Annotated in this window: 17 protein-coding genes; 6 read left to right on the top strand and 11 right to left on the bottom strand. The window is 39.6% G+C overall.

Annotated elements, in window-relative coordinates:
* Positions 1–81: 81 nt before the first annotated feature.
* Both H6G76_RS19520 and H6G76_RS19515 read left to right on the top strand, forming a co-directional pair.
* Positions 82–567: a hypothetical protein gene (locus tag H6G76_RS19520; protein ID WP_190704188.1), complete on the top strand. Its 486-nt coding sequence runs from the start codon at positions 82–84 to the stop codon at positions 565–567.
* A gap of 279 nt (positions 568–846) precedes the next feature.
* Entirely contained in the window at positions 847–1,395 is a 549-nt protein-coding gene (locus tag H6G76_RS19515; RefSeq protein WP_190704182.1) for an alpha/beta hydrolase, read from the top strand.
* Positions 1,396–1,485: 90 nt separating this feature from the next.
* Here H6G76_RS19515 and H6G76_RS19510 read toward each other — a convergent pair whose 3' ends face one another.
* Complete coding sequence (locus tag H6G76_RS19510) at positions 1,486–4,563, bottom strand: COR domain-containing protein (RefSeq protein ID WP_190704179.1); 3,078 nt, start codon at positions 4,561–4,563, stop codon at positions 1,486–1,488.
* A 384-nt stretch (positions 4,564–4,947) separates the two neighbouring features.
* Positions 4,948–5,946, bottom strand: coding sequence for an IS630 family transposase (locus H6G76_RS19505; RefSeq protein ID WP_190704177.1), 999 nt, complete (start codon positions 5,944–5,946; stop codon positions 4,948–4,950).
* Positions 5,947–6,309: 363 nt separating this feature from the next.
* Here H6G76_RS19505 and H6G76_RS19500 point away from each other — a divergent pair, with 363 nt between their 5' ends.
* From H6G76_RS19500 to H6G76_RS19485, 4 genes are all read left to right on the top strand, one after another.
* Positions 6,310–7,146, top strand: coding sequence for an endonuclease/exonuclease/phosphatase family protein (locus H6G76_RS19500; protein WP_190704174.1), 837 nt, complete (start codon positions 6,310–6,312; stop codon positions 7,144–7,146).
* 9 nt (positions 7,147–7,155) lie between these two features.
* Positions 7,156–8,598 (top strand): cardiolipin synthase, encoded by a 1,443-nt coding sequence (gene cls / locus H6G76_RS19495; RefSeq protein WP_190704171.1) that lies wholly within the window; start codon positions 7,156–7,158, stop codon positions 8,596–8,598.
* A 160-nt stretch (positions 8,599–8,758) separates the two neighbouring features.
* Complete coding sequence (locus H6G76_RS19490) at positions 8,759–10,990, top strand: hypothetical protein (protein WP_190704168.1); 2,232 nt, start codon at positions 8,759–8,761, stop codon at positions 10,988–10,990.
* Between the two features lie 13 nt (positions 10,991–11,003).
* Positions 11,004–13,265 (top strand): hypothetical protein, encoded by a 2,262-nt coding sequence (locus H6G76_RS19485; protein WP_190704166.1) that lies wholly within the window; start codon positions 11,004–11,006, stop codon positions 13,263–13,265.
* A 150-nt stretch (positions 13,266–13,415) separates the two neighbouring features.
* Here the strand turns inward: H6G76_RS19485 and H6G76_RS19480 are convergent, their stop codons facing one another.
* The 9 genes from H6G76_RS19480 to H6G76_RS19445 form a co-directional block, all read right to left on the bottom strand.
* Entirely contained in the window at positions 13,416–15,509 is a 2,094-nt protein-coding gene (locus H6G76_RS19480; RefSeq protein WP_190704163.1) for an FHA domain-containing protein, read from the bottom strand.
* Positions 15,506–15,709, bottom strand: a complete 204-nt coding sequence (locus tag H6G76_RS38070) for a DUF6760 family protein (RefSeq protein ID WP_313934801.1) — start codon at positions 15,707–15,709, stop codon at positions 15,506–15,508. The genes H6G76_RS19480 and H6G76_RS38070 overlap by 4 nt, the downstream gene beginning before the upstream one ends.
* Positions 15,652–16,035 carry a phage tail assembly protein gene (locus tag H6G76_RS19475; protein ID WP_190704160.1) on the bottom strand — a complete coding sequence of 128 codons (384 nt, stop codon included), beginning with the start codon at positions 16,033–16,035 and terminating at the stop codon, positions 15,652–15,654. The genes H6G76_RS38070 and H6G76_RS19475 overlap by 58 nt, the downstream gene beginning before the upstream one ends.
* Positions 16,036–16,213: 178 nt before the next feature.
* Entirely contained in the window at positions 16,214–16,561 is a 348-nt protein-coding gene (locus tag H6G76_RS19470; protein ID WP_190704156.1) for a hypothetical protein, read from the bottom strand.
* Between the two features lie 87 nt (positions 16,562–16,648).
* Entirely contained in the window at positions 16,649–17,140 is a 492-nt protein-coding gene (locus H6G76_RS19465; RefSeq protein ID WP_190704153.1) for a phage tail protein, read from the bottom strand.
* A gap of 23 nt (positions 17,141–17,163) precedes the next feature.
* A complete protein-coding gene (locus H6G76_RS19460; RefSeq protein ID WP_190704150.1) occupies positions 17,164–17,619 on the bottom strand; it encodes a phage tail protein in 456 nt (151 codons plus the stop codon).
* 55 nt (positions 17,620–17,674) lie between these two features.
* A complete protein-coding gene (locus H6G76_RS19455; RefSeq protein ID WP_190704147.1) occupies positions 17,675–19,336 on the bottom strand; it encodes a phage tail sheath C-terminal domain-containing protein in 1,662 nt (553 codons plus the stop codon).
* A gap of 15 nt (positions 19,337–19,351) precedes the next feature.
* Positions 19,352–20,191: a Pvc16 family protein gene (locus H6G76_RS19450; protein WP_190704144.1), complete on the bottom strand. Its 840-nt coding sequence runs from the start codon at positions 20,189–20,191 to the stop codon at positions 19,352–19,354.
* Positions 20,192–20,599: 408 nt separating this feature from the next.
* Positions 20,600–22,603 carry a serine/threonine-protein kinase gene (locus H6G76_RS19445; RefSeq protein ID WP_190704141.1) on the bottom strand — a complete coding sequence of 668 codons (2,004 nt, stop codon included), beginning with the start codon at positions 22,601–22,603 and terminating at the stop codon, positions 20,600–20,602.
* Positions 22,604–23,148: the final 545 nt, after the last annotated feature.

Below are 23,148 nucleotides of genomic sequence, written 5' to 3'. Positions count from 1 at the left end.
ATTCGGTTTATAGCTTGGGTTTTCTCTATTAACCAATCTAAATTATCTAAGTTTTATTTAATTTTCTTATATTATTTTACCATAGTTACTCTGGGAGAGCCAAAAAGATTAGATGCTGTGTTGGCAGTAGCTACCTATGCAATTGGTGGTGCTACAGCTACCGCCGCGCCAACTCCCGGTGGAGAAATTCCCAAGCAGGTACTCTTAACTGCTGCTGATATTCTAATGTACACCACCATTTGGAAAATTTATTTTGAAGAAGAACTCTCCTCAAAAACCATTACGGAGATTTTAGCTCAATTGGGTTTAGTAACCATTGGTGGTGCTGGAACAGCTTATATAGTTACTAAAGTCAGTACAGCAATTTTAAAAGAAATTAGCAACTGGATGGGGCCGCTAGGATGGGGTTTTACAGCTGCTGTTGCTGGTTCAGTCAGTGCTTTATTAGGGGTTGCTTGGGCATTGTATTGTGAGCAAATTTATCTGCAAAAAGAGCAATATCAATATCGATTAACCCCTCATCAGGGAGATGCAAAAGAAATATATAACTATAGGAATTCGGTTTGATTACGGAAAATACTTATGTAGTCAGGCAATAGGCAATAGTAAATTGTAGGGTGCATTATAGCAACGCTTAACGCACCGAGAAAAGGAGTACATTACTAACATTTACTTTATAAATAGATACTAATAGCCAAGCTAATATCCTACTCAAGACATACATATATTTCTTCATCTGATGTCTTGGCCAAAGTATTGATTGAGATAACCTAGTAGGTATGTTGTAATAGCAACTTTGAGATATTCGTGGCTGTGTACGCTCCTCCAATTAGGAACTTAATTAAGATGCAGATTGTTCAATTTCATCAATTAAATAGATGGAAACTTACCACATTATTAAGCAAGACAGTAGCTTTAGGAGTAACTGCTAGTATTTTGCTCTTTGCTACTGATGCTCATGCTGCTGAACAGGTAATTTTAAAGTATGGTAGGTTTCAAGGGTCTGTTTCTGTTCAAGAATTGAGTCAGTTTGTCAAAATAGGTAAGACTACCCCGACATTGAAAACTTATTTGCAGACAGCTAAACAAGACCCTGCAATAGCCCGTCAAGCACTGACAGCAGGACTTAAAGCTGAACCTGATTATGTCGATAGCGTACTCTCTAGTTGGGCAGGGCCAATTCTAGTTAGTCAAGTTGGTGAAGTATTTCATCCGCCAGGAGGAGAATTAGATAGACAAGGGTTGCGAACAGCTGTAACTAAATCTGTTAGCGGAGATGGTGAAGTGACACTACTCGAAGCAATTAGTCATTATCCAGAAGATTCTATCGCACTGGAAGGCGATCGCCTCATTCCTGTTTATGAAAGACTAAGCAGCCTAGCAAAAATCTTCTAACTTCTATCTCACTTGTGGTGTAAGCGATGTCTGCACCACAAGTTAAGCTGACGCTGCAAATATAATATCAGGTGGCGTTGAGCGTTACAATTATTCATTTAGACGGTCTGCGATCGCTTTTTTCAATGCTTCAAATCCTGATTGGCTGTGAATGTCTTGCTTAAGCGTATTCATGTTTCTCAGCAAATCTGTGAGTTCGTCAAATGTATTGCGAATATCGCTATATAAGTTAAGTTCTTCTTGAAATCCCTTCAACTTAGCACCACTCTTTCTGTTTTTAATCGCTTCATCTAGATCTGCAATTTGCTGTTCCCAATAATCAACATATTGAATTCTTTCAATACCTTTATAAATTTTGGCATCTTCTAAAACGACAGGAAATATTCGGTCGTAAAATTCTCCATTTTTGGCAATTTCGACTAGTTCATACATACAGTTTTCAGATTTTAAATACGCGTCGCTGATTACCACAACTATGCATTTGCCACGGCTTAATCGTTGCATAAATTCTTTGAACTTTTCTTTGTAATCAAGCGCATTTTGATCACGAATTATTTTGATGCCTTCTTTTTGAAATGCTTTCTCTATTTGTTGAACCCAGTTTTCACTATGTTTGTCTCGTAATGTATATGAGATAAAAATTTCTGGCTCAGATTTTGGTGTAGGTGAACCTTTGATTGGGCGTTTGTCTATATATTTATCTTCGCGATCGCCTTGTCGTTCTCGTCGTTTTATTTCTGGTTCAATACCATCAAGTATTTGTCTGGCATCGAAAGGTTCTGTTAAACCTGGAGGAATATAAGGTAAGTTCTTTTCCTCATAAATTAGCAAGTTTTCGTAGTCTGCAATAATGTGAGGATGTCCAGGGATTGGTACTTTCTCCTCGGCTATTAAACCTGTGATGGTTTTATGAATAGCCTTGAATTGAGTACGGATGGCTTTTAACAGTTCTCGGCGAGTAGACTGGGAACCACTAATAAAGATGAAAATTTTGCGGTCTTCTCTGTCACTCTTGACTAGTGCGCGATTGTTGTGTTCCTTGAGAACAATACCGCTACGCCACCAAGTTTGTTTGTCTGCTAAATGGTGCATCCGCACAATAAAACGGGAGATGATGCTGCTAGGCAGAACATTGTAATGATATTGAAATGCTAAAACGTTTTCCCATTCACCTGTAGCGGGTTCTTCTTTGGGTAGTAAGTCGGGGATAAGATAGCGATCGCCTGTACCGTCCTCTAATAAAAAACACAGTTCAAACTTGAACATCATCTCGACAATGAATCGCTGCTTGTTGCGGGGATAGCAAGGATCATCGAGAATACGTTTAAGTTGTTCACGGTTTAAAATGCCGCGAAATTCCATAATTAACTGACGATCATTGAGAATTTTGTAGACACCATTTGTTACCCATGAGGGGTTGAGGACGTTAGTATCTTCTAAGCGATGATCGCCACGGAAGTTAAGGACAATGCCGAGGCGATGTAATAGTTCAATCAGAGTAGATTGATTCATCTCACCTGTAACTTGCTCCTGGGTGCATAAATCTTCGTATTCTTTGTAAGAAATGTAGTCAATGTTTTTCTCTTTCATCTGTTCCAAGCAAGTTTTGACTTGAAACCAACTTTGGGGTAAAGGGTCGTGAATATGTTTTAAATTTGCTAGTTCGCGGGTGATTACTGACCGCAATTTTTCTAACCCGTCCCCAGCAGCACAAGAAACAGCGACAATATCTTTAATGTTGACGTACTTATCGCGTAGTCCTTTTTGGTCGAGGTCGAGGGTATGTTGGTCAATTTTGTTGCCAACAATAATAATTGGTGAATCACCACCAAAACTTTGAATAATTTTCAGCCAGTATTCTAGTTCGTTTTGCCGTTCATCTACACGTGCATCTAGCACTAACAAGTAAAGGCTGCGTTTGGTGAGAAAGAATTGATGGGTAGCGTGCATAATTTCTTGTCCGCCAAAATCCCAGACATTCAGCCGGATAGATTGATTATTAATAGGAACTTGCCAGTTCTGGATGTTGATACCTTCGGTCTTGCGTTCTTGGGAGTCGTAAAGGTTCTTAATCAGCCTTTTAACTAGAGAAGTTTTACCTACACTACCTTGTCCTACTACTAATACCTTAGCTTCATTGAGAGGTTTTTCTTGTTCTGCTTGCAGAGAGAAATAATAGTTGAGAATTTTGGCAGGTTCACCTAAGTTATCCCATGAAGACCCTAAAATTTCTGGCGGAATTTGCAACTTAGCATTACCTTCACCACGTAAATCTAGCTTCTTGAGTTTAGTCAGTCGCTGTATTTCTAGTGGCAAATTAATCAATTGATTATTGTCAAGCTCAAGAATTTCAAGGCTTTTGAGTTGTCCAATTTCCGCAGGCAGACTATTCAGTTGATTACTGCTGAGGTTTAGCGTTTTTAGGTGAGTAAGTTGTCCAATGTGTGGTGGAAGTGTAGTTATCTGGCTATTACTTAAACTAAGTCTTTCAAGGTTAGTTAAATTTACAATAGCATCTGAGAGGACATTAAGTGTCGAGTTACCGCTAATGTCAAGCCAAGTCAAACTTTTTAACTCAAAAATTTCTCTAGGTAACTCTTTAAGCAAGTTAGAGTTAAAGCTAAAAGTTAATAGATTGACTAATTGAATTATTGTTAAAGGCAGTGTAGTTAATGGATTTCCCCATACACGTAATTCTGTTAGTTGAACAAGTTGTCCAATTTCCCCAGGCAGACTGCTCAATTGATTATTTTGAATGTATATCTTTTGTAGATGGGTAAGTTGTCCAAATTCTCCAGGCAGACTGCTCAGTTGATTACTCATGAGGTCGAGCGATTGGAGATTCACCAGTTGTCCAATTTCCCCAGGCAGACTGCTCAGTTGATTACCTCTGAGGTCGAGCGATTGGAGATTCACCAGTTGTCCAATTTCCCCAGGCAGACTGCTCAGTTGATTGTCACTGAGATCGAGCGATTGGAGATTCACCAGTTGTCCAATTTCCCCAGGCAGACTGCTCAGTTGATTGTCACTGAGGTCGAGCGATCGCAGGTTAACCAGTTGTCCTATTTCCGCAGGCAGTTTTGTTAAGCCTTTGCCAGAAAGGTCTAGTTCTGTTACTTTGTCTCTGTTAGCTTGTCCAATAAGATGCAGCAGTTCTTCGTTAGTCATTTGTAGATGGTTATAGGATGATGTCTGACGATGAGTGCTGCTGAGACACGCAGCCGAGAAATTGAGTTAATTAATAATGTAACTTCACTCCTAAGTAATTAGCTTCCAAACACGAAGATTTGACTTTAGAACACAAAATTTTGACTTCGGAAAGCGATTAATTGACCTTGAAGGCTGACAAATCGACTTCCGAACTCGGAACTTCGACTTCTGAACACGACTTGTCGAGATAATAAGGCGTTGGCGCAGCCCGCCGCAGGCATCGCTCGACTTCAGAACACAAAACTTCGACTTCAGAACACGACTTGTCGAGATAATAAGGCGATCGCTCAACTTCTGAACACGAAACTTTGACCTTTGAACACGATTTGTCGAGATAAGTAGTTAGACAAAATTAATTACGTATTCTTTGCCAAATTCTCTAAGAATTTTTTCAACAGATGCAACAAAAGTTTTCCAATCTTTGTAAGCATCTATTTCAAGCCATTCATATTTAATAAATCGCCATAAAATCTCAATTAAATTTAACTGTGGTGAATAAGTAGGCAGTTCAAAAATGGTAATACCACTTTCTTTCCATTCTTCAATTTTATCCAGAATGGTATTACTAGTATGAATTGAGGATTGATCAACAACAATCACTGTTGGCTTATCTACTTGAGGAAAAAAAGTATCAATACAAGTAATAATCACATCCGAGTTAATACTTTGAAATGAAACATAAGCTTCAAGGTGATTATTACGATTCATAATACCTAAGACATTTAAACGCGGACTCCGCCGACTTGGAATTGTTAAGTATTCTCCAATTTCTTGCCATCCATATGGAACAGATAGAATTAGGCAGAATCCAGTTTCATCCAAATAATATAAATTAATTTTACCTTCATCTTCTAATTGTTTTAGCTGGGTCAACTGTGCTGACTTTTCCTTGTATTCTATAGGGTCTGGCTCTCCACCGACATCTCGACGCATTCGATGCCAACTCATGGATAGCATTTTTATTATTCTTTTAATTGTTTTACTACTGACTGTAATTCCCCATTCTTCTTTAACTTTTTGTACTACCTGCTTTAACTGCCTCGGCTGTTGTTTAGCCCATTCTCTAATCTTTTGTTTTTGCGTCTCATTTAATTTAGATGGAGTGCCTCTCCCTGGTTTGTTATACAATCCTAATACTCCTTCTGATTCCCATCGACTCATCCAGTTATAGAGAGTCTTATAACTAACTTGAAAAATCCTACTTAGTTCTTCTATTTTGGCACCTTGTGAAACTAATATTAGGCAATGCGCTCTTTGTCTTACTTGATGATGTCGGCTTTGGCGATAAATTCGTTCCAGTAATTTTAATGATAGGGAATTTACTTCTCTGATAAGTATCATGAAAAAATCAAAATTATTACACAGTTTTTATTCCCATTTATTTTATTACTTATTTGTGTAATTAATTCTGTCCAATTACTTAATAAGGCGTTGGTGCAGCCCGCCGCAGGCATCGCTCGACTTCCGAACACGAAACTCCGACTTCAGAACACGACTTGTCGAGAGAATAAGGCGATCGCTCAACTTCCGAACACGAAACTTCAACCTCAGAACATGACTTGTCGAGATAAAAGGGCGTTGGCGCAGCCCGCCGCAGGCATCGCTCGACTTCCAACCCGCATCATTTAACTAAAATCTTACTTCCCATCCCTGCAATCAAAAAATCAGGGGTTAAGCTATATAAAGTTTAGTTAAATTTGAGTCATGTCTGACTTCAAAGAAAACATCGCTACGTTCGCCAGACAGTTTGTTCCCTCTTATCGATTCATTCGCACCCATGAATCCACGCTTGGTAACAGTCATGAACTGCAAACAGAACTAAATCCTCACTCTATTAAAGTTTTAAACTGGAATATTGCCAAAAATAACTTTGATAAACCTTGGTTTAAAGATTTTTTCCGAATTCTGAGGCAGTATCAGCCAGATTTAATCTTTTTCCAAGAAGTTCGTATGGGCGTAGGTGTAGAACAAATTATTGGGTTTAACAACTTCAGTTGGGCTTATGCTCCTAATTTTATTGATGCCCATCATCAAACGTATTCCGGTATTTTAACAGCAGCTAACATCAGTCCTTTGACGAAAAAAGCCATAGTTACTCAACACTATGAACCTCTTGTTAAGACTCCCAAAGTTTCACTAATTACTGAATATACCTTATCTCATCAACAAAATACACTATTAACTATTAATAGTCATTTAATTAATTTTGTAGATATAAATAAGTTCAAAACTCAATTACAAGAAATAGAGTTAGCATTATCTACACATCACGGGCCGATTATCTTTGCAGGTGATTTTAATACATGGAATCGACAAAGAGCAATATTTTTAGACAAAGCTGTAACTAAATTGGGATTAAAACCAGTAGAATTTGCCCCTCACGAAAGCAAAAAGATTAAAAGGTTCTTATTGTCACCCCCCTTAGACTATATTTTTTATCGAGGATTAACAGAAAAACCAACTAGTTCTAAGGTTTTAGACGAAATTTCTTCATCCGATCACAAACCATTGCTGGCAGAATTTAGTTATGTAGATACGTAAAAAATCAAGATGCTTGTAGATATTAGCATCATCACTTTTGTTAGTGCAGCTACCGTTGTAGTTCATGCTGTGGGAATTGCCCATGCTGCCCATGCAGTGATGACTGTGCGTTCTTCACGTGGTGCGATCGCCTGGAGTATTTCTCTAATCACATTTCCCTGGTTAGCTCTCCCCTTATACTGGATTTTAGGCAGAACTAAATTTCATGGATATGCTGAAGCCCTGCGTTCAGTGTTTGCCGAACACCAAAAATTAGTTCACCAAGCTTATAGTGAAATTACTAAATATCAGGTTGCAGTACCAGAAAAATTAAAGTCGCTAGAAATCTTAGGGGAAATATTTACAGGTATATCCTTTACATCAGGTAATGCAGCCGAATTATTAATTGATGGACAGCAAACTTATGCAGCAATGTTAAGTGCGATCGCTTCTGCAAAAAACTATATCTTGTTGCAATCTTACATTGTTGATGATGACGAATCAGGTAATAAATTTAGAGAAGCTTTAATTGCCAAAGTAAAACAAGGCATACGCATATATTTTCTCTACGATGAAATTGGTTCTAACAAACTACCTCGCTCTTACATTAACTCTCTACGCCAAAATTTGATTCAAGTAAGTGCATTTCATACTACTAAAGGTAGAGGTAATCGTTTCCAACTTAATTTTCGCAACCATCGCAAAATTTTAGTTGTCGATGGTGAAATAGCATTTACTGGTGGTTTAAATATTGGTAATGATTACGTGGGTAAAAACCGCCGCCTGAGTCCTTGGCGTGACACCCACATGAAACTACAAGGGCCAACTGTTCAAAGTCTGCAAAGTTCTTTTTTGCAAGATTGGTATTGGGCTACACGCAAAGTTATCGATGTTAACTGGCAAGTACAAGCCAATTGGGAAGCCAATCAAACTGCATTAATCTTGCCTACAGGCCCCGCAGACAGACACAAAGCTTGCCAAATGTTTTTCGTTAATGCCATTAATCAAGCGCAAACTCGCCTCTGGATAGCCACTCCCTATTTTGTCCCAGACGATTCCACCCTCACAGCCTTAAAACTAGCAGCGATGCGTGGTGTCGATGTCAGAATTATCTTACCAAACCGACCCGATCACTTATTTGTTTATCTGTGTTCTTTCTCTTACTACAACGAAATGAAAGCGATCGATATTAAGTTTTATCGCTACGAACATGGATTTATGCATCAAAAAATTTTTCTTATTGACAATGATTTGGCGGGAGTTGGCACAGTCAACCTCGATAATCGCTCCTTCTTTCTTAACTTTGAAGTTATGAGTTTTATTATCGATTCTCAATTTGTCAACAGCGTCGAGAAAATGTTAAAAACAGATTTATCTGCCTGTATTGCAGTAGATTTTTCTGAGTATGATAAAAAGCCTTTGTGGTTCAAGTTAGCAGTGAGAATATCCCGATTACTTACACCCTTGTTATAATCTCTCCGCGCCTTTGCGTGAAACAAAATTTATGCCAAATTACGCTTTATGTGAATTAAATCGCTTGAGCCTGGAAGGTGAGAATATTGATACTAACTATTAATAAATTGATGCAGCCCCAATTAGTCCGCTCAAGTCTAATCAGAAAGGAGTTAACAGAATGGAAAGTAATTTAATAAATGCCAGTCTGTCTACCCAAAATGTCGTATTTAGACCAGGTACCACTCCTGCGTCTTTTACAGTAACTGTTAACAATGACAGCAGCCAATTTACTAATTTTCAGATAGAAATTACAGCCGCAGGAGAGCAACGCAATCCCGAATATCACTGGTATAAGCTTGAACCAGAAGTTGCTGCTGCTAAACCTCCTGGAAGTAGTACAGACTTTCAAGTATTTATTTTCAACACTCCAATTCCTGGATTTGTAGGTACTGTTAACCTAACAGTGAAAATTTTCTCACCACAACTAGGACAAGAACGTAGGCTATTGCTGCGTCTGCAAATCGAGCGAGATCATCAACCTACCCTCTTAAGTGTAGAATTGCCTGTCCGGGAGTTCCAAGTTTATCCTTGTAATACTGTAAGTATCCCAGTACGAGTTAAGAATTTAAGTCAACAATCAACTAATGTTGTCTTGCGTTTTGTCGGTGTGGATTCCTCTTGGTTGGTTGGTAACTTAGAAAGACGGTTTTCTTTAGACCCAGGCGGTTATACAGAAGTTACCTTTGAATGCCAACCTCCATCAGTAGTGCAATCACCTAGCCAAAACTATCCATTTAGTATTGAAGCTACAAGTAATAATGGTTATCCAGCCAGTGCAACAGGTAATTTAGAAGTTTTACCCGTAGGATTTATTAAATTTGATATTCCCCAAAAACAACAAAAAATTCCTAGTAAAAATAGATGGGTTCCTGATTGGAAATCTGATACAACAGCCTTTGAATTAAACTTCAAAAATGCCAGTAACTTATACCAAGGAGTTAATATTAATATTCAGGGTAGAGACTGGCGCAAATGTAGTTACAAAACGATTCCAGCAATAGTCAATTTGCCTTTAGGAGAAACGAGCCAATTCATCCTCAATGTCAAAACAAAACGTCCTTGGGTAGGACTAGCCAAGACTTTGCTACTAGAAGCCAGAGCAGAATTATCTGATCAGCGTTTGGGTACTACAGATCCTGCAACGCAGACTATAGAAATACAGAGCTTACCAATTATTCCTTTATGGTTACAGGCCACAGTTTTGGGACTCATAGCTTTGCTCTTAGCATTACTATTCAAACCAGAGCCAATTATGCACACTCGTTCTGTAAATTCCGTAGCTTTTAATGGGATTGGGTTAACGGCTCTCAGTGGTTCAGACGATTGCACATTAAGACTGTGGAACATTAACAACAAAAGTTTAGAGCCAGCAAATATCTACTATAGTAAACAACCTGTGGCTTGCGATCGCCAACACAAACCCAACGGTCTGTTAGCAATTACCAATGACCCGGTACAAGTTGCAAACTTCATGCCGGTTGAAAATAACCGTGTCGCCGTTGGGTTAGATAATGGTGTGATTGAACTCAGAGATGTACCTACAGGAGAAAAAACAGAAGAACTTATAGACCAAGAAGACCCAAAAGCTAAAGGTGATAGAGTCTTTGATTTAGCATTTACTAAAAATTCATTGTTTTTATTTAGTGGTTATGGGAGTGGGAAATTAAGGCTATGGTCACGAACATCTACTAACAGTAAATTTCAGGCAAATCCGCAAGTCATCGATATTCAAAACTTATTCAAGTTGCCTTTTGAAATTCGCACTTTAACTCTCAGTCCAGATGATCAAACTTTAGTGATAGCAGGAAACTTTAAGCGTTTTTTATTAGGGTCATTGAATAGCAGTAACTCTAATAATCAATTACAGAATTTATCAGTACAAACATTAGACAAAATAGATGAAAGGACAGGGCGTACAGACTATATTTGGGGGTTAGCTTTTGCACCTAACTCGCCAGAAAAGCCAGAAAAGATTTTAGCAACTTCTGACTCTGCGGGCAATATCACTACTTGGAATTTAAATCAATGTCAACCTGTGAAAAATGTTAGCCTTCAAAATGGAATTACCACAGTTGATTGTCTGCAATTAGATCGTTGGCAAGTAAGCTCAAAAATGTCCGTGCGAACTCTTAAATTTAGTGAAGATGGCGGTTTTCTTGTCAGTGGTGGAGATGATGGACGAGTTATTGTTTGGTATTTAACCAAACAATATAAGCTAGACAAAACTCAAGCAGCAACAGGCCGAACAATTTACCAAAGTCCTAAGAAAATTAAGAGTGTTGACTTGAAAGGTGACATGATTGTAAGTGGTGATGAAGATTCCCAAGTCAAACTACACCGCGTCAAGTAAGGGATTTGACGGTATGCCTAATCAAGCTAGTCCATTGCAGATTATTCTCAACCCACCTGGAATTCAATTTGGAATGCCAGGAGATACTATTAAACTTTATGTTGTAGTTATTAATCAGGGAACGCAGAGTGCAGTTGTTGAATTATCTTTTATTTTTGATGATGAGTTTAAAAATCTCACAGGTTGGTCTAGCCCTCCGCAAGCAAGCTTAGGTATAGCACCTCAACAGAGTAGCGATGAAGTTCAATTTGAGTTACAAATTCCTGTTGATGCTTTACCAGGAACCTATGATTATACTTTAGTTGTAGATGCGCCTCAGCATTATCCTCAAGATACGCCTATCAATTTTCCTCTGCAACTTAAAGTTCTGCTCAAAGAACAAACAGTTATTCGAGCTAACGATCCAACTTTTGCAATCAAGCCTAGCAGTAATACTAATAAGGCTCTGCTTTTCAATGCTAATGAAAATTCTTTATCTGTAGAAGTAACGGTAGATAACCGCTCTAACCGTGTAGACCGTTTTCACTTAACTTGTCCCGATTTAGACGAGGACTGGTTTACAATTATTTATCCCACAACTGGATTCGAGGGCGTGGGATTATCTGAAGTGGCAGCACTGGGACTCAACCCTGCTTCTCAAGGCAAAATTTTACTGACATTTCACCCACCAAGAGACACTTTAGCTGGAATATATTCGCCTACTATTCGCCTACATTCCGAAAATTTTCCTGACTTGGTGCTGTTAGATTTAGTTTATATTCAAATTCCTACAATTTATCGTTTAGATGTCAGTGTGCAAACTATTTTGGCACAAGTCAGCCGTAGTCCTGCTAAGTATGAATTATTATTAGTTAACCAAGGAAATGTCGTGCGAGAACTGACATTTAACTTGGAAAGCCGAGATGAAGAAGCACTTTATACTTATAAATTTCAGCCTAGTGAGATTAGGTTATTACCTAGTAAGACTTCTTCAGTTTATTTAACAGTCACACCTAGACCCTGGTGGCGTAGACCTTGGTTGGGCGGAGGGTTAGTAATTAACTTTCAACCTAACATCCACGACACACACAATTTACCTGTAGCTAATACATTAACTCAACTAAGTTTTGTATGGAAACCCCGTCCTTTGTGGCAGTTTTTACTATTACTTTTGGTTGGCATAGGTTTATTGGGGGGGATAGGATTTATCGTTTGGCGGCTTTTACATCCAGACCCGGTAAAATTAGACAATTTTGCTGCTAATAGTTCGCAAATTATTGAAGGACAAGAAGTAACATTGGGATGGCAGATTCAAAATTATCAAAATTTACAAAAATTAGAGTTAACTGTTAAAGGTCAACAACCCGTTAAATCTACGATATATGATTTTAAAAATGGAATTCCAGAAGAATTAGTTAAGAGTTGTGTAACAGAACAAAGAAAAAAGCTTACTTGTAGGAATGTTAACACAGGGGCAACAACTAAAGGAAAATATAATTTTGAGTTGAAGGGCTTTTATCGTCAAGGTTTACCGTTATTTTCTCAAGTTGCTCAAACAGAAGCTCCATCTGTTCAAGTTGAAGTTAGCGAAAAACCAATTGCTCAAGTTATAGGTATTAAGACTGATAAATTACAGTATGGGAAGGGCGATCGCATTAATTTAAGTTGGCAAATTGCTAACTTTTTGCTGTTAAGAGAAGTTCAAGTAACGGGAAATGCAGAAGACGGTACATTGATAAGTCAACCGTTTATTTATAAATTTAATCAAGGTGCGATCGCTGATCCGCAACTTCAGAAACAATGTAGAGAAATACAAGATAAAAATCAACTAGAATGCCAAAATATATCTATACCAGCCTTAAAAGCTGGAAAATATACTTTTCAGATCAAAGCTTTATCTAATAACGGCAGTGACAGAAATAGTGCTAAAAAGACAGAATCAACAATTGAGATATTACCAAAACCATTTAGAATAGTTTCTTTCACACTTAATGGTAGTGAACAACCCAATCAGGAGTTAAAAGAAGGAACAACAGCTACTTTATCTTGGAGAGTTGAGGGAGAAGATATTCAAGTCAAGCTTGAGCCTTTTGGTGATGTACCTCCAATTGGCTCTAAAGAACTAAGAGTCAATCAAGCTTTACCATCCCCAATCAAGTTGCAAGTTACTGATAAATCAGGTAAGCAGACTCCGCAAGATAGAGCATTTGCGATCGCAGTTATCAAACCACCTCAACCTACTCCTACTCTCCCCATCCCTATACCTCAAGTAACGCCTGCTTTACCTAGTCGTTAAACTTAATTATAAATCGAAATACCCCTCCCCAAGCTTCACCTTGCTAAGGGTTGGGAAGGAGTAACGTTAGTACTACAATGATCACTAATTATCCGAAATAGACATCAGGCGATCGCACTCACCCATAACTAGCAGCTTGGGTTAATAGTATCACTCTATAATGTCTTTCAGATAATGTACAATTGCCTCTGCTGTTTTCAAATTAGTAGCCACTAACACCTGATTGATATTACAGGTTCTCAACAAAGTTTCTTCATTAGTAGGACTAGGCGCAGGTGTAAGAAAATCTCTTAAGAAAATTACTGCTAACACATCTCCAGAGTTGAGTAGCAAATTAATTTTTTGATATCCTCCAGATGTTGGTGAAGGAATTTCTTCACTCACAGTAATACCAGCCTGTTGCTTTAAAACTTCGCTGACAGATGGCCAGCTAAGTATCAGATTTTGAGAGAAAAATTCTTGATTTTTAGCAACCAATTCAGCTAATTCTGATTTTTTGCTTTCGTGAGCAATAAGAACTATATTTTTTTGAATTGTCATCTGACTTGGTTCGCTTTCAGTATCTGCTTCTACATTTCCAATAGCGAGTGCTTCTTCAGGTGGTTGCTCAACTAGCTCAGGTGCATCGCCTACTTCTGCTGTAGAGGTAGCGGTTTCTGGTTCTACAGTTTCTGTACTAGCAGTCACATCTGCGGTTGTCGCTTCCTCGTCTACTTCTGCTGTAGAAATAGCGACTGGTTCTACAGTTTCTGTACTAGCAGTCACATCTGTGGTTGTCGCTTCCTCGTCTACTTCTGCTGTAGAAATAGCGACTGGTTCTACAGTTTCTGTACTAGCAGTCACATCTGTGGTTGTTGCTTCCTCGTCTACTTCTGCTGTAGAAATAGCGACTGGTTCTACAGTTTCTGTACTAGCAGTCACATCTGCGGTTGTTGTTTCCTCGTCTACTTCTGCTGTAGAAATAGCGGTTTCTGGTTCTACAGTTTCTGTACTAGCAGTCACATCTGTGGTTGTTGCTTCCTCGCCTACTTCTGCTGTAGAAATAGCGGTTTCTGGTTCTACAGTTTCTGTACTAGCAGTCACATCTGCGGTTGTTGCTTCCTCACCTATTTCTTCTAGGCTAGTAGTACTTAAATCACTAGAGTCGCTGTGCGAAACTTCTATAACTTCGCTTTGAGTCTGAATATTATCCTCAGCTAAGGTTACGGCTTCAGTCTGCAATTCTGAGAATGCTTCAATATTTGGTTCTATTGTTACTGCATCTATATGACAAACATCTTCTGGCGGTGTGCTAACAGAATCTTCTATTTCAGTGGGGTTGTCTTCTGTCACTGTATTAGATTCTGTAACAACTTCTGAGGTTTCTACATTACTATCTTCAGCTGTTACCACCTCTACATTTTCATCACTACCAGTTGGAGATTCTAGAATTGCCAAATCACGAGGCTGTACGATAGTGTATTCTTGTAAAATGTTTGTACCTAAATCTACATCTTGACTATCATCGCTTGTAGACAAATAACTGACTGATGGTGATGGTTGTGCTAGATCGCGAGGCTGCACAAAGGTTCTTTCTTCCGCAATTGCAGAACTTAAATCTAGATTTTCGTCACTCCCAATTATGTCTGGTTCTTCAGTAGTAATATCCTGTGGTTGTACAAAAGTTACTTCTCCTACAACTGGAGGTTCAGATGCAGTGATTATTTCTTGGTTTTCTGAGGAGACAGCATCAACAATTGCTGGTGCTGGAACTTCAGGGACTGCAATTTCCTCTTCAGGTTTGCTGACAACTTCTTTTGTAGATTCGTTAACTACCTCTGATGCTTCATTACTAATGCTAGCAACATTAAAATTGTCTGATATTGGCCTAGAAAATAGTGCAGGATCTATTACTCTAAATACTGTTTCTGGTAATTGTTCAGCCGCAGGTGTAATCCCTTCCATCAGCAGAATGTAATCTCCGATTTGAATAGAATCACCATGCTTTAAAATATATGGCTGATGTTTTTCGACTAATTTATTATTAATTATTGAACCATTCCTACTACCAGTATCACAGTAATAGTAATTACCACCTTGAACAAAAAACTTACCATGTATACGGCTAACATCTGCGCTTTCTAGAGGTAAGTCACAATCAGGAGAACGACCGATGACGCACTCTCCTTTTGGTGTAGTTGCTACTACTAAATCAAATTCATTTACCTCATTTGGTGCGGGTAAATATGTTATTTTGACTTTCATATTAATTTTTGGTTAATTTTATTAATTTCTGTTACCCATCGCTGACGGTAATTGTGTTCTAAATTTAAAATATCATCTTGCGACCAATGGAAATGATAAGCAATAAAAGCTACCTCCTCATATAAAGTATCAGAGGGGTAGCTTATGACTCCCCCGCTAGGGTTAATTCGACAGAAAACTGCGTATTGCAGTGGGGACACAAAGTAGGTATATGTGTATTACCTTGCTGATTAATTCGATTGTAAAATTCTCTTAAATAGGCAATGTCATGTAAAAGTAGTCCTTCAAGGAGATTGGGGCTAACAGAATTTAAACTCCCTAAACGTGTGATTACACGAGATAACATGACCAAAGCACCGTAACCAGGAGTTTCTTGCACTTGGCGTTCTTTTTGTACCAAGATTTCATCTTTAGCCGTTGCTAGGCGCATTTTGCCATGACGATGTACATGGTTTTGACTATCAATCAAACCTCGCGGCAGAGTGAAGTCAAATTCAGTCCAGAGATAATCCTGTTTACGTGGCATAGGTAATACCGTTTCATTTTAAGTTTGATACAAATAGGCAGCAGGGGAGCAGAGGAGAAATTATTTGTATCATTTATTTCGTGAAATGATATAAGTTTGTTTAGTTTGAAATTCCAAATTCATAAATAAAGGAGCAGTTTGTATATTTCTGCTTTGAGGTAGTTATTATCTAGTTAATTTAATTTTGCAGAAGTGGCTCAGAGGGACTTACCTTCTGTTCTGGGAGGTTAGTTTCTGCTTCTAAGCCATTGATATGACGGTAAAAGTCTTGAAGATAATTTAAATCTTGGGCAAAAAAGTTTTCTACTATCGCTGGACTCACCTCAGATAAAGCGCCTAAACGAGTAATCACACGCGACAAAATAATAATTGTGGCATAAGCAGGATTAGCTTTGACACGAGGATCACGCATAGGTGCAATCTCATCTATAGCTGTTGATAAACGCATGACACCTTGGCGGTGAAGATTACCTTCTGAGTCAAAATAACCTTTAGGAAGTGTAAATTCAAACTCTGTGGGAAACATATTTGGGAGAGTGGGGAGTAGGGGGAAGACAAGGAAGCAGATGAGAATAAAACTACTAACAACTGTCAACTGATAACTGTTAACTGACTATTTCACCCGCTTAAATTCCTCGAAAGCAACTTCGATTTCTTCGATTTCTATGTCGCTACTACGAGCGCTGAAATCGGCTATTTTATAACTAGCAGGCCAAGCACCAGCTAACTCAAATCTTGCTTGTTCTACGCCTGCTTGGTCATAGATACTCAAAGAAGCGTTTTTACGTTGATCAGCCCATTTACCTTCTTGAACGGCTTCAAACCACTTCCAGATAGTTAGAGAATTGGTCATACCTCTCTTGAGAGTGATATTACCACTCTTAATATTTCCGGGAATTTTGGTTCTGACGACTTGACCTTTATCTGATTTACCCCATTTATTGGAGGTGACTTCAGCAATTTCAATCGCATCTTGAGTTCTTTTAAAGCCTTGACACTCCAAAAAGAAGCCATCAATATTATCTTGTTGACCATCTAGAGTCAAAGCTAGGTAGAACCGATGGGCTGTGAGAATTTCTGGAACTTGACCTGCTGTTTGTGGCACTGTTAATTGCTGCTTAAACTAAATTATTTGACACGTTTAACGCCTTCGTGAACCAACTCAATAGTTTCATTGGCCATATCTCCACCAGATGCAGTTAAGGTAGGGCCAGTATATTTACAGGGATAACAGTTAACAATGTTCCAGCGTGCTTTTTCACTGCCTTGCTGGTCGTATGCAACTACGGAACCAGTTTTACGATTTTGCGACCACTGTCTGGGATCTCCCATATCTTCGTTACATTTTTGATACCATTGGTACAGGTCTACATCATCAGTAGCTATAACCTTAAGTGTAATATTTGTAAATTTTACAACTGTCGGTGTTGCTTGACGCATGATTTTACCAGACTTAGATGAACCATGTACATCTTGTGCTGGTGTGCTTTCAACCCCTAATCCACTAATCTCTTTGATAAATTTATCAGTAACTCCGTCGGCTTCAAAGTAAAATTTACACGCCGTTAAAAATTCGCCTGGCATAGTGGTTTAAACTCCTGTGCAATAAGTGAGAGAAAAAAGTTCAAGATTGCTTCTGCTACTGTTCATCTTCGATGCCATTCCATTGGCTAACGCGGAAGATGACAAACTCCGCAGGTCTAACGGGACAAACTCCAACTTCAATATACAGACGACCTAAGATTCTAGTTTCTGGTGGATTGAGTTCTTCGTCGCACTTCACATAGAATGCTTGCTGTGGACTAGCACCAAATAATGCGCCTTCCCGCCAAATTCTTTCTAGGAAGTTACTAACAGTACGTCTGACACGCGCCCATAAATCTTCGTCGTTGGGTTCAAATACTACCCACTGAGTACCTAGTTCAATAGATTTTTCGATATAACTAATCAATCGACGGACGCTGATATAACGCCACTCGGTTTTATCTGGTTCAACGAGGGTTCTAGCACCCCAAATGCGAATACCACGATTGGGGAAGGTGCGAATACAGTTAATTCCCAAGGGGTTTAATAGTTCTTGTTCGCGGAAGTTGGTTTCGTAACCTAAACCAATTACGCCTCTAGGTACTTCATTGGCTGGGGCTTTGTAGACACCTCTGGTTTCATCGGTACGCGCCCAAACTCCCATCATATGTCCACAGGGAGGTATAAGAATCGGATTACCGCGATCGCGTGGATTAGCAACTTTAATCCAAGGATAATACAGGGCGGCAAACATAGAACGACGGTTAAACCTATTCAACCATTCCACTACCTGCTGGGGTTTGGCACATTCGGGAGGAGAATCAAGCAAAACCATGCGGTTAGGTGGATTGGGAATATCACCACTGGCTGAACCTTCGCACATACTGATCATCAGTTCCATGATGCCGTGGACTTGATCCAAGTTTAAAACATCTGCTTGATATGCCCGCATTAAATCAGGACAAGCCAGCATGGTGATTTCATCAATTTCAAAAATCCCCCGTACCCCTGTCCGATCATCACGTACCCCTTCCAAGTCGCTGTACAATCTATCAACTGAAGCCGGGACAATCGGTGGTGCTAGTTCGTATTGACCATTCGTTGGACGGCGTGATAGTGGCTGTCCACTTTGAGAAACGTCTTCTGCAATGACATACATAGAGTTTCGCAAAGCAGTGACTGCATAAGTTGCAACTTGGGCTTGAGCTTCACGATTCATGGTTAAGTTCTCGTACTGTTCAAGCACCTCATCTCCACGACGAATCTGCACAGTAAAATACTCACCCGTGTTAGGAGGGGCTTCCCCTTCTGTCCCTTCTGGTAAAGCACGAGGCCCACCATCGATAATCAATACATTGACTGCTCCGCCTGCTGCTTGTTCAGGGCGTAAAGTCAAACGTAGTGCAGGACGATTGCCTCTACCAGTAATTCTCAAAGTGGCTGGTTCTGGATTTGGTGGCTTGGGTGCGCCGGGTAACTGAGTACCGATGCTAGTGACCCAACAACGACCACCACCATTCATAAAATAGCCATAGACAGAAAAAGGTAAGTAAGCGTTAAAGTCGGTGAATCCATCCGAATTAGGACGAGCAAAGTAGTTGAGATATTGCGTCCAATTAGTAACTAACATGGGCTTGAATAACTCAGCCCCATCACGAATGTCTTCTGTAAAACCGACAAAACCAGCGATCGCCGTACTCACACCTTCGATTGGTCGGCTCCCACGGTCAATTTCTTCTATATAAACACCAGGGGCAAAGTAATCAAGTCTAGCCATAAAAGCAACCTAAATTTATTCAGGAGTTAATAAGATTTCTTTGAAGGTATAACCTTGACTATCGACCAAGACATTGACATTCTGGGATAAATAGCCAGGACAATTGACTGTCAAAACATAATTGCCTATACGCAGATTTTCAAAAAAGAACAGCCCTTCTTGATTGCTAACTACAGATTTTTCAGTTGTTAAGACAGAGACTCTTGCATCCACCAACGGTCTGTTAGCTACTGCGCTTTTCACAATTCCAGCGATCGCTACTCGTTTAGTAGCAACGGAGGTATTACCATTAGCATGAAATTGGTTTTGTAAATTGAAAATTCTTTCCGACACCAATGGAACTGGAAGCGGTTGTGGCTCGAAGGGTATTGTCACCGTCAAATACAAACCAGCCCGTAAGGGTACATTGAGCGCACTCCATAAAGAGCCGATCTCAATTGTTGGATCAAGAGCAACAGTCATCGACAAATTGCCATAACCCCGCAATTCTGGAACTAAAAAATCCTCTTGCAAAGACCGATGACGTAACAACACATTCAAAGCTTCACTTAACAAGTGATGCTCGCCTAAAGCAGTTCTATCCCAAGCTGTTAATAATATAGAGACATCAAACCAACTAGGTGACCAATTGACCGTTGAAGGTTGCAGACTGTTGTTCAACTTGCGTTCCACTTGCCTACCGGAATGCTGTATTTGTTTACTCTCGCGTAAGTCGTAAACATACAAGTTAAGCGTCGGGCCTGCACCCTCTTCCCTGCGATGGCTAGGATGATTAAAGTCAATTTGCTCAGTACTGGTAAGTGAAGTTCCTCCAGCTAGAATTTCTGCTAATGTTTGAACAACAGAGATAAGCATGAAAGTGTGAGGCTGGTATTAATCCAGATGCATCTAGAATATCTGGACTCACCATTTAAAGGTAATTAGACTTTTGTCGATAATTTAGTCAAGAAGAAGGGTGTGGGGGGTTGGGTGTAGGGTGTAGGGAAAAATCAGTGGCGGCTTCCAGTTGGCTACGGCAGGGTGCAATAAGGTTCGGTTAAAGGGGAAAGGCGAAGGGGAAAGGGGAAGAAAAAACCTTTAACCCTTACCCTTTAACCTTTTCCCCAAACCAATTCTGAGTTCAAAATGCTTAATCCGAATCGTATTGGGGCAGGGTGTACAAAACACAGCTTGCTCCCCCCACACCAAGCACCACTAACCCTGTTTTGCTCATAGGTTACAGTCTATAGCCATTCCTCACATCTCCTATCTAGCCCCTAGCCTCTAATTTTGGCTTGAGTCCTGTACACTAGGCTGATCTTGAGAACTCTGATTGCTTTGTAACTGAAAGATTAACATTCCTGCAAAAAAAGCTAGGACAACTGCTATCCCAACCCAAAGATTTCGTCCAAAAATAGGAGCATTTTTTGATTCAACTACTTTGTGTGTTCTTGGTTGAAATATGGTGTTATCTTGTGTGTTATTTATACTTTGATAATCAGTAGGTCTTTGCTGATATAGCGTATTTTCCGGATTGCTAGTTGGCTGATTGTTATTTTGCCAATTTGCGGAGTTTTGATGAGATTCTGGCTTAGATGAAGAACGTATTTGTAAGATTGTTCCCTCAGGTTGGTCGGGTTGGGGTGGCTGTAGTGGGCGGGGAACGGTGTCATTATTCCCCGCCGAACTTGCTGAAGGACGTAGTTGGAAAATTGTCCCTTCAGGTTTGTCGGGTTCTGAGGGCTGTAGTGGTCGGGGAACTGTTTCGTTATTCCCACCAGGACTAGCTGAAGGACGTAGTTGGAAAATTGTCCCTTCAGGTTTGTCTGGTTCTGAGGGCTGTAGCGGACGGGGAACTGTGTCGTTATTCCCACCAGGACTAGCTGAAGGACGTAGTTGCATGATTGTTCCCTCAGGCTTGTCTGGTTCTGAGGGCTGTAGCGGACGGGGAACTGTGTCGTTATTCCCACCAGGACTAGCTGAAGGACGTAGTTGCATGATTGTCCCCTCAGGTTGGTCTGGTTCTGAGGGCTGTAGCGGGCGGGGAACTGTATCGTTATTTCCAGCCGAACTTGCTGAAGGACGTAGTTGAAAAATTGTCCCTTCAGGTAGTTCTGGTTGGACTGGCTGTAGTGGTCGCGGAACTGTTTCGTTATTTAAAGCTTGATTGTATACAGGGGGTTCTGGTTGGGCTGGCTGTAGTGGTCGCGGAACTGTTTCGTTATTTAAATTTTGATTATATACAGGTGATTCTGGTTGGGCTGGCTGTAGTGGTCGGAGAACTGTTTCCTGACCGAAATTAGGTTGTGGGTGAGCCAAATTTTGTTCAGGCTGTGCAGTGGCGTTACTTGCTGTAGCGAGACGGGCTGCTGTTTGCAAAGCTAGATTTAGTTCGGCTACCGATGCAAAGCGATTATCGGGGTTTTTGTGTAGACATTTTAATACTACCGCTTCTATTTCAGATGATAATTGCTCACATCCGGGTTGCGATCGCAAAGGTGTCGGTGGTTCATAGGCATGGGCTAAAACCCAAGAAGCCTCACTAACATTACTACCCTTAGTGCTGAACCCAAAAGGATCTGCTCCACTTAACATTTCATACAGAATGATTCCTAAACTATAAATATCTGCCCTAGCATCTAGATTTTGCTTGTTTTGGATCTGCTCAGGTGCAGCATAGCGAAATGTGCCGATAAAAGTACTAGTTATATTTGTCTGTTCAGAAGAATCATTCCGGATTTTAGCGACACCAAAATCTAAAATCTTCACCCACTCTCCCAAATCTGTAGGCACCAGGAAGATATTGTCTGGTTTTAGGTCACGATGGATTACCCGAATATGTTCATGGCCTCCATCTTTTTGCAAAGTCACCCCTTGATGCGCCATCTGTAAACCCTGACAAACTTGAGAGATAATTTTCCCCGTTCGTTCCACAGATAATCGCCGTTCGCGCAGCAATAATTGTCGCAATGTTTGACCGCGCAAATATTCCATTACATAAAATGGATATCCTTCTGGAGTCACCCCGCAATCACTAATTCTGACAATATGGTCACTCTGTAACGCTGCACAAACTGCCACCTCGCGTTCAAAGCGTTTTCTCATTTCTTGGGATGCTACCAGAGTATCTTTGAGTAATTTCAACACCACCTGCTGACCAATACGGGTATCGGTCGCCAATAAGACTTCTCCCATACCACCAGCAGCCAAAGGTTTTTCTATTCGGTATCGCTGATTCTCACCTATATAGTGTCCATTCCAATAATTTGAAGAAGGTTGGGAGTTCATCTGATAACAGCCATCCTATGTTTAATTTTAGTTACTAAATTGCTAACAAAAAGAATATTAATTGTAATAAATATTGAATGATATAATACTGATAAAGTTTCACTTAACTTGATTTTCATCTTCTATCATTACCTAAGTCAAGCCGAATTTATAGTTTTAATAAGAAGATTTAATAAATAATTAAAATTTTTTCTCAAAAAAATATTTAGAAACTCCAAAAGAGTTTATATAGGACTCATATTTGATTTCTGAAAAAAACTCAGTATACCTTTATTCCTTCTTTCCTATTGCCTATTGCCTATTGCCTATTGCCTGACTACACAAGTATGTTCAGTAATCAAACCGGATTCCTATACATCCAATTTGTTCTAACTATCTTGTTCTGCTTTTAGCTGGTTTCGTGTCCGGTTATGGCTTAGAGTTCTCCTACTAAGTTTTCAAAACTATTTTTTATTTATATAGGAGTAATTTTTTACCAGTTAAATTATAAGTTCATAGGTAAATTACTGTGATTGCTACTAACTTGAATGTTAAATTTTTAGCAA

It is taken from the genome of Nostoc sp. FACHB-152 (genome assembly GCF_014697475.1).
In the GTDB taxonomy this organism is placed as follows: Bacteria; Cyanobacteriota; Cyanobacteriia; order Cyanobacteriales; family Nostocaceae; genus Nostoc_B.
This window is presented reverse-complemented; position numbering and strand designations above follow the sequence as displayed.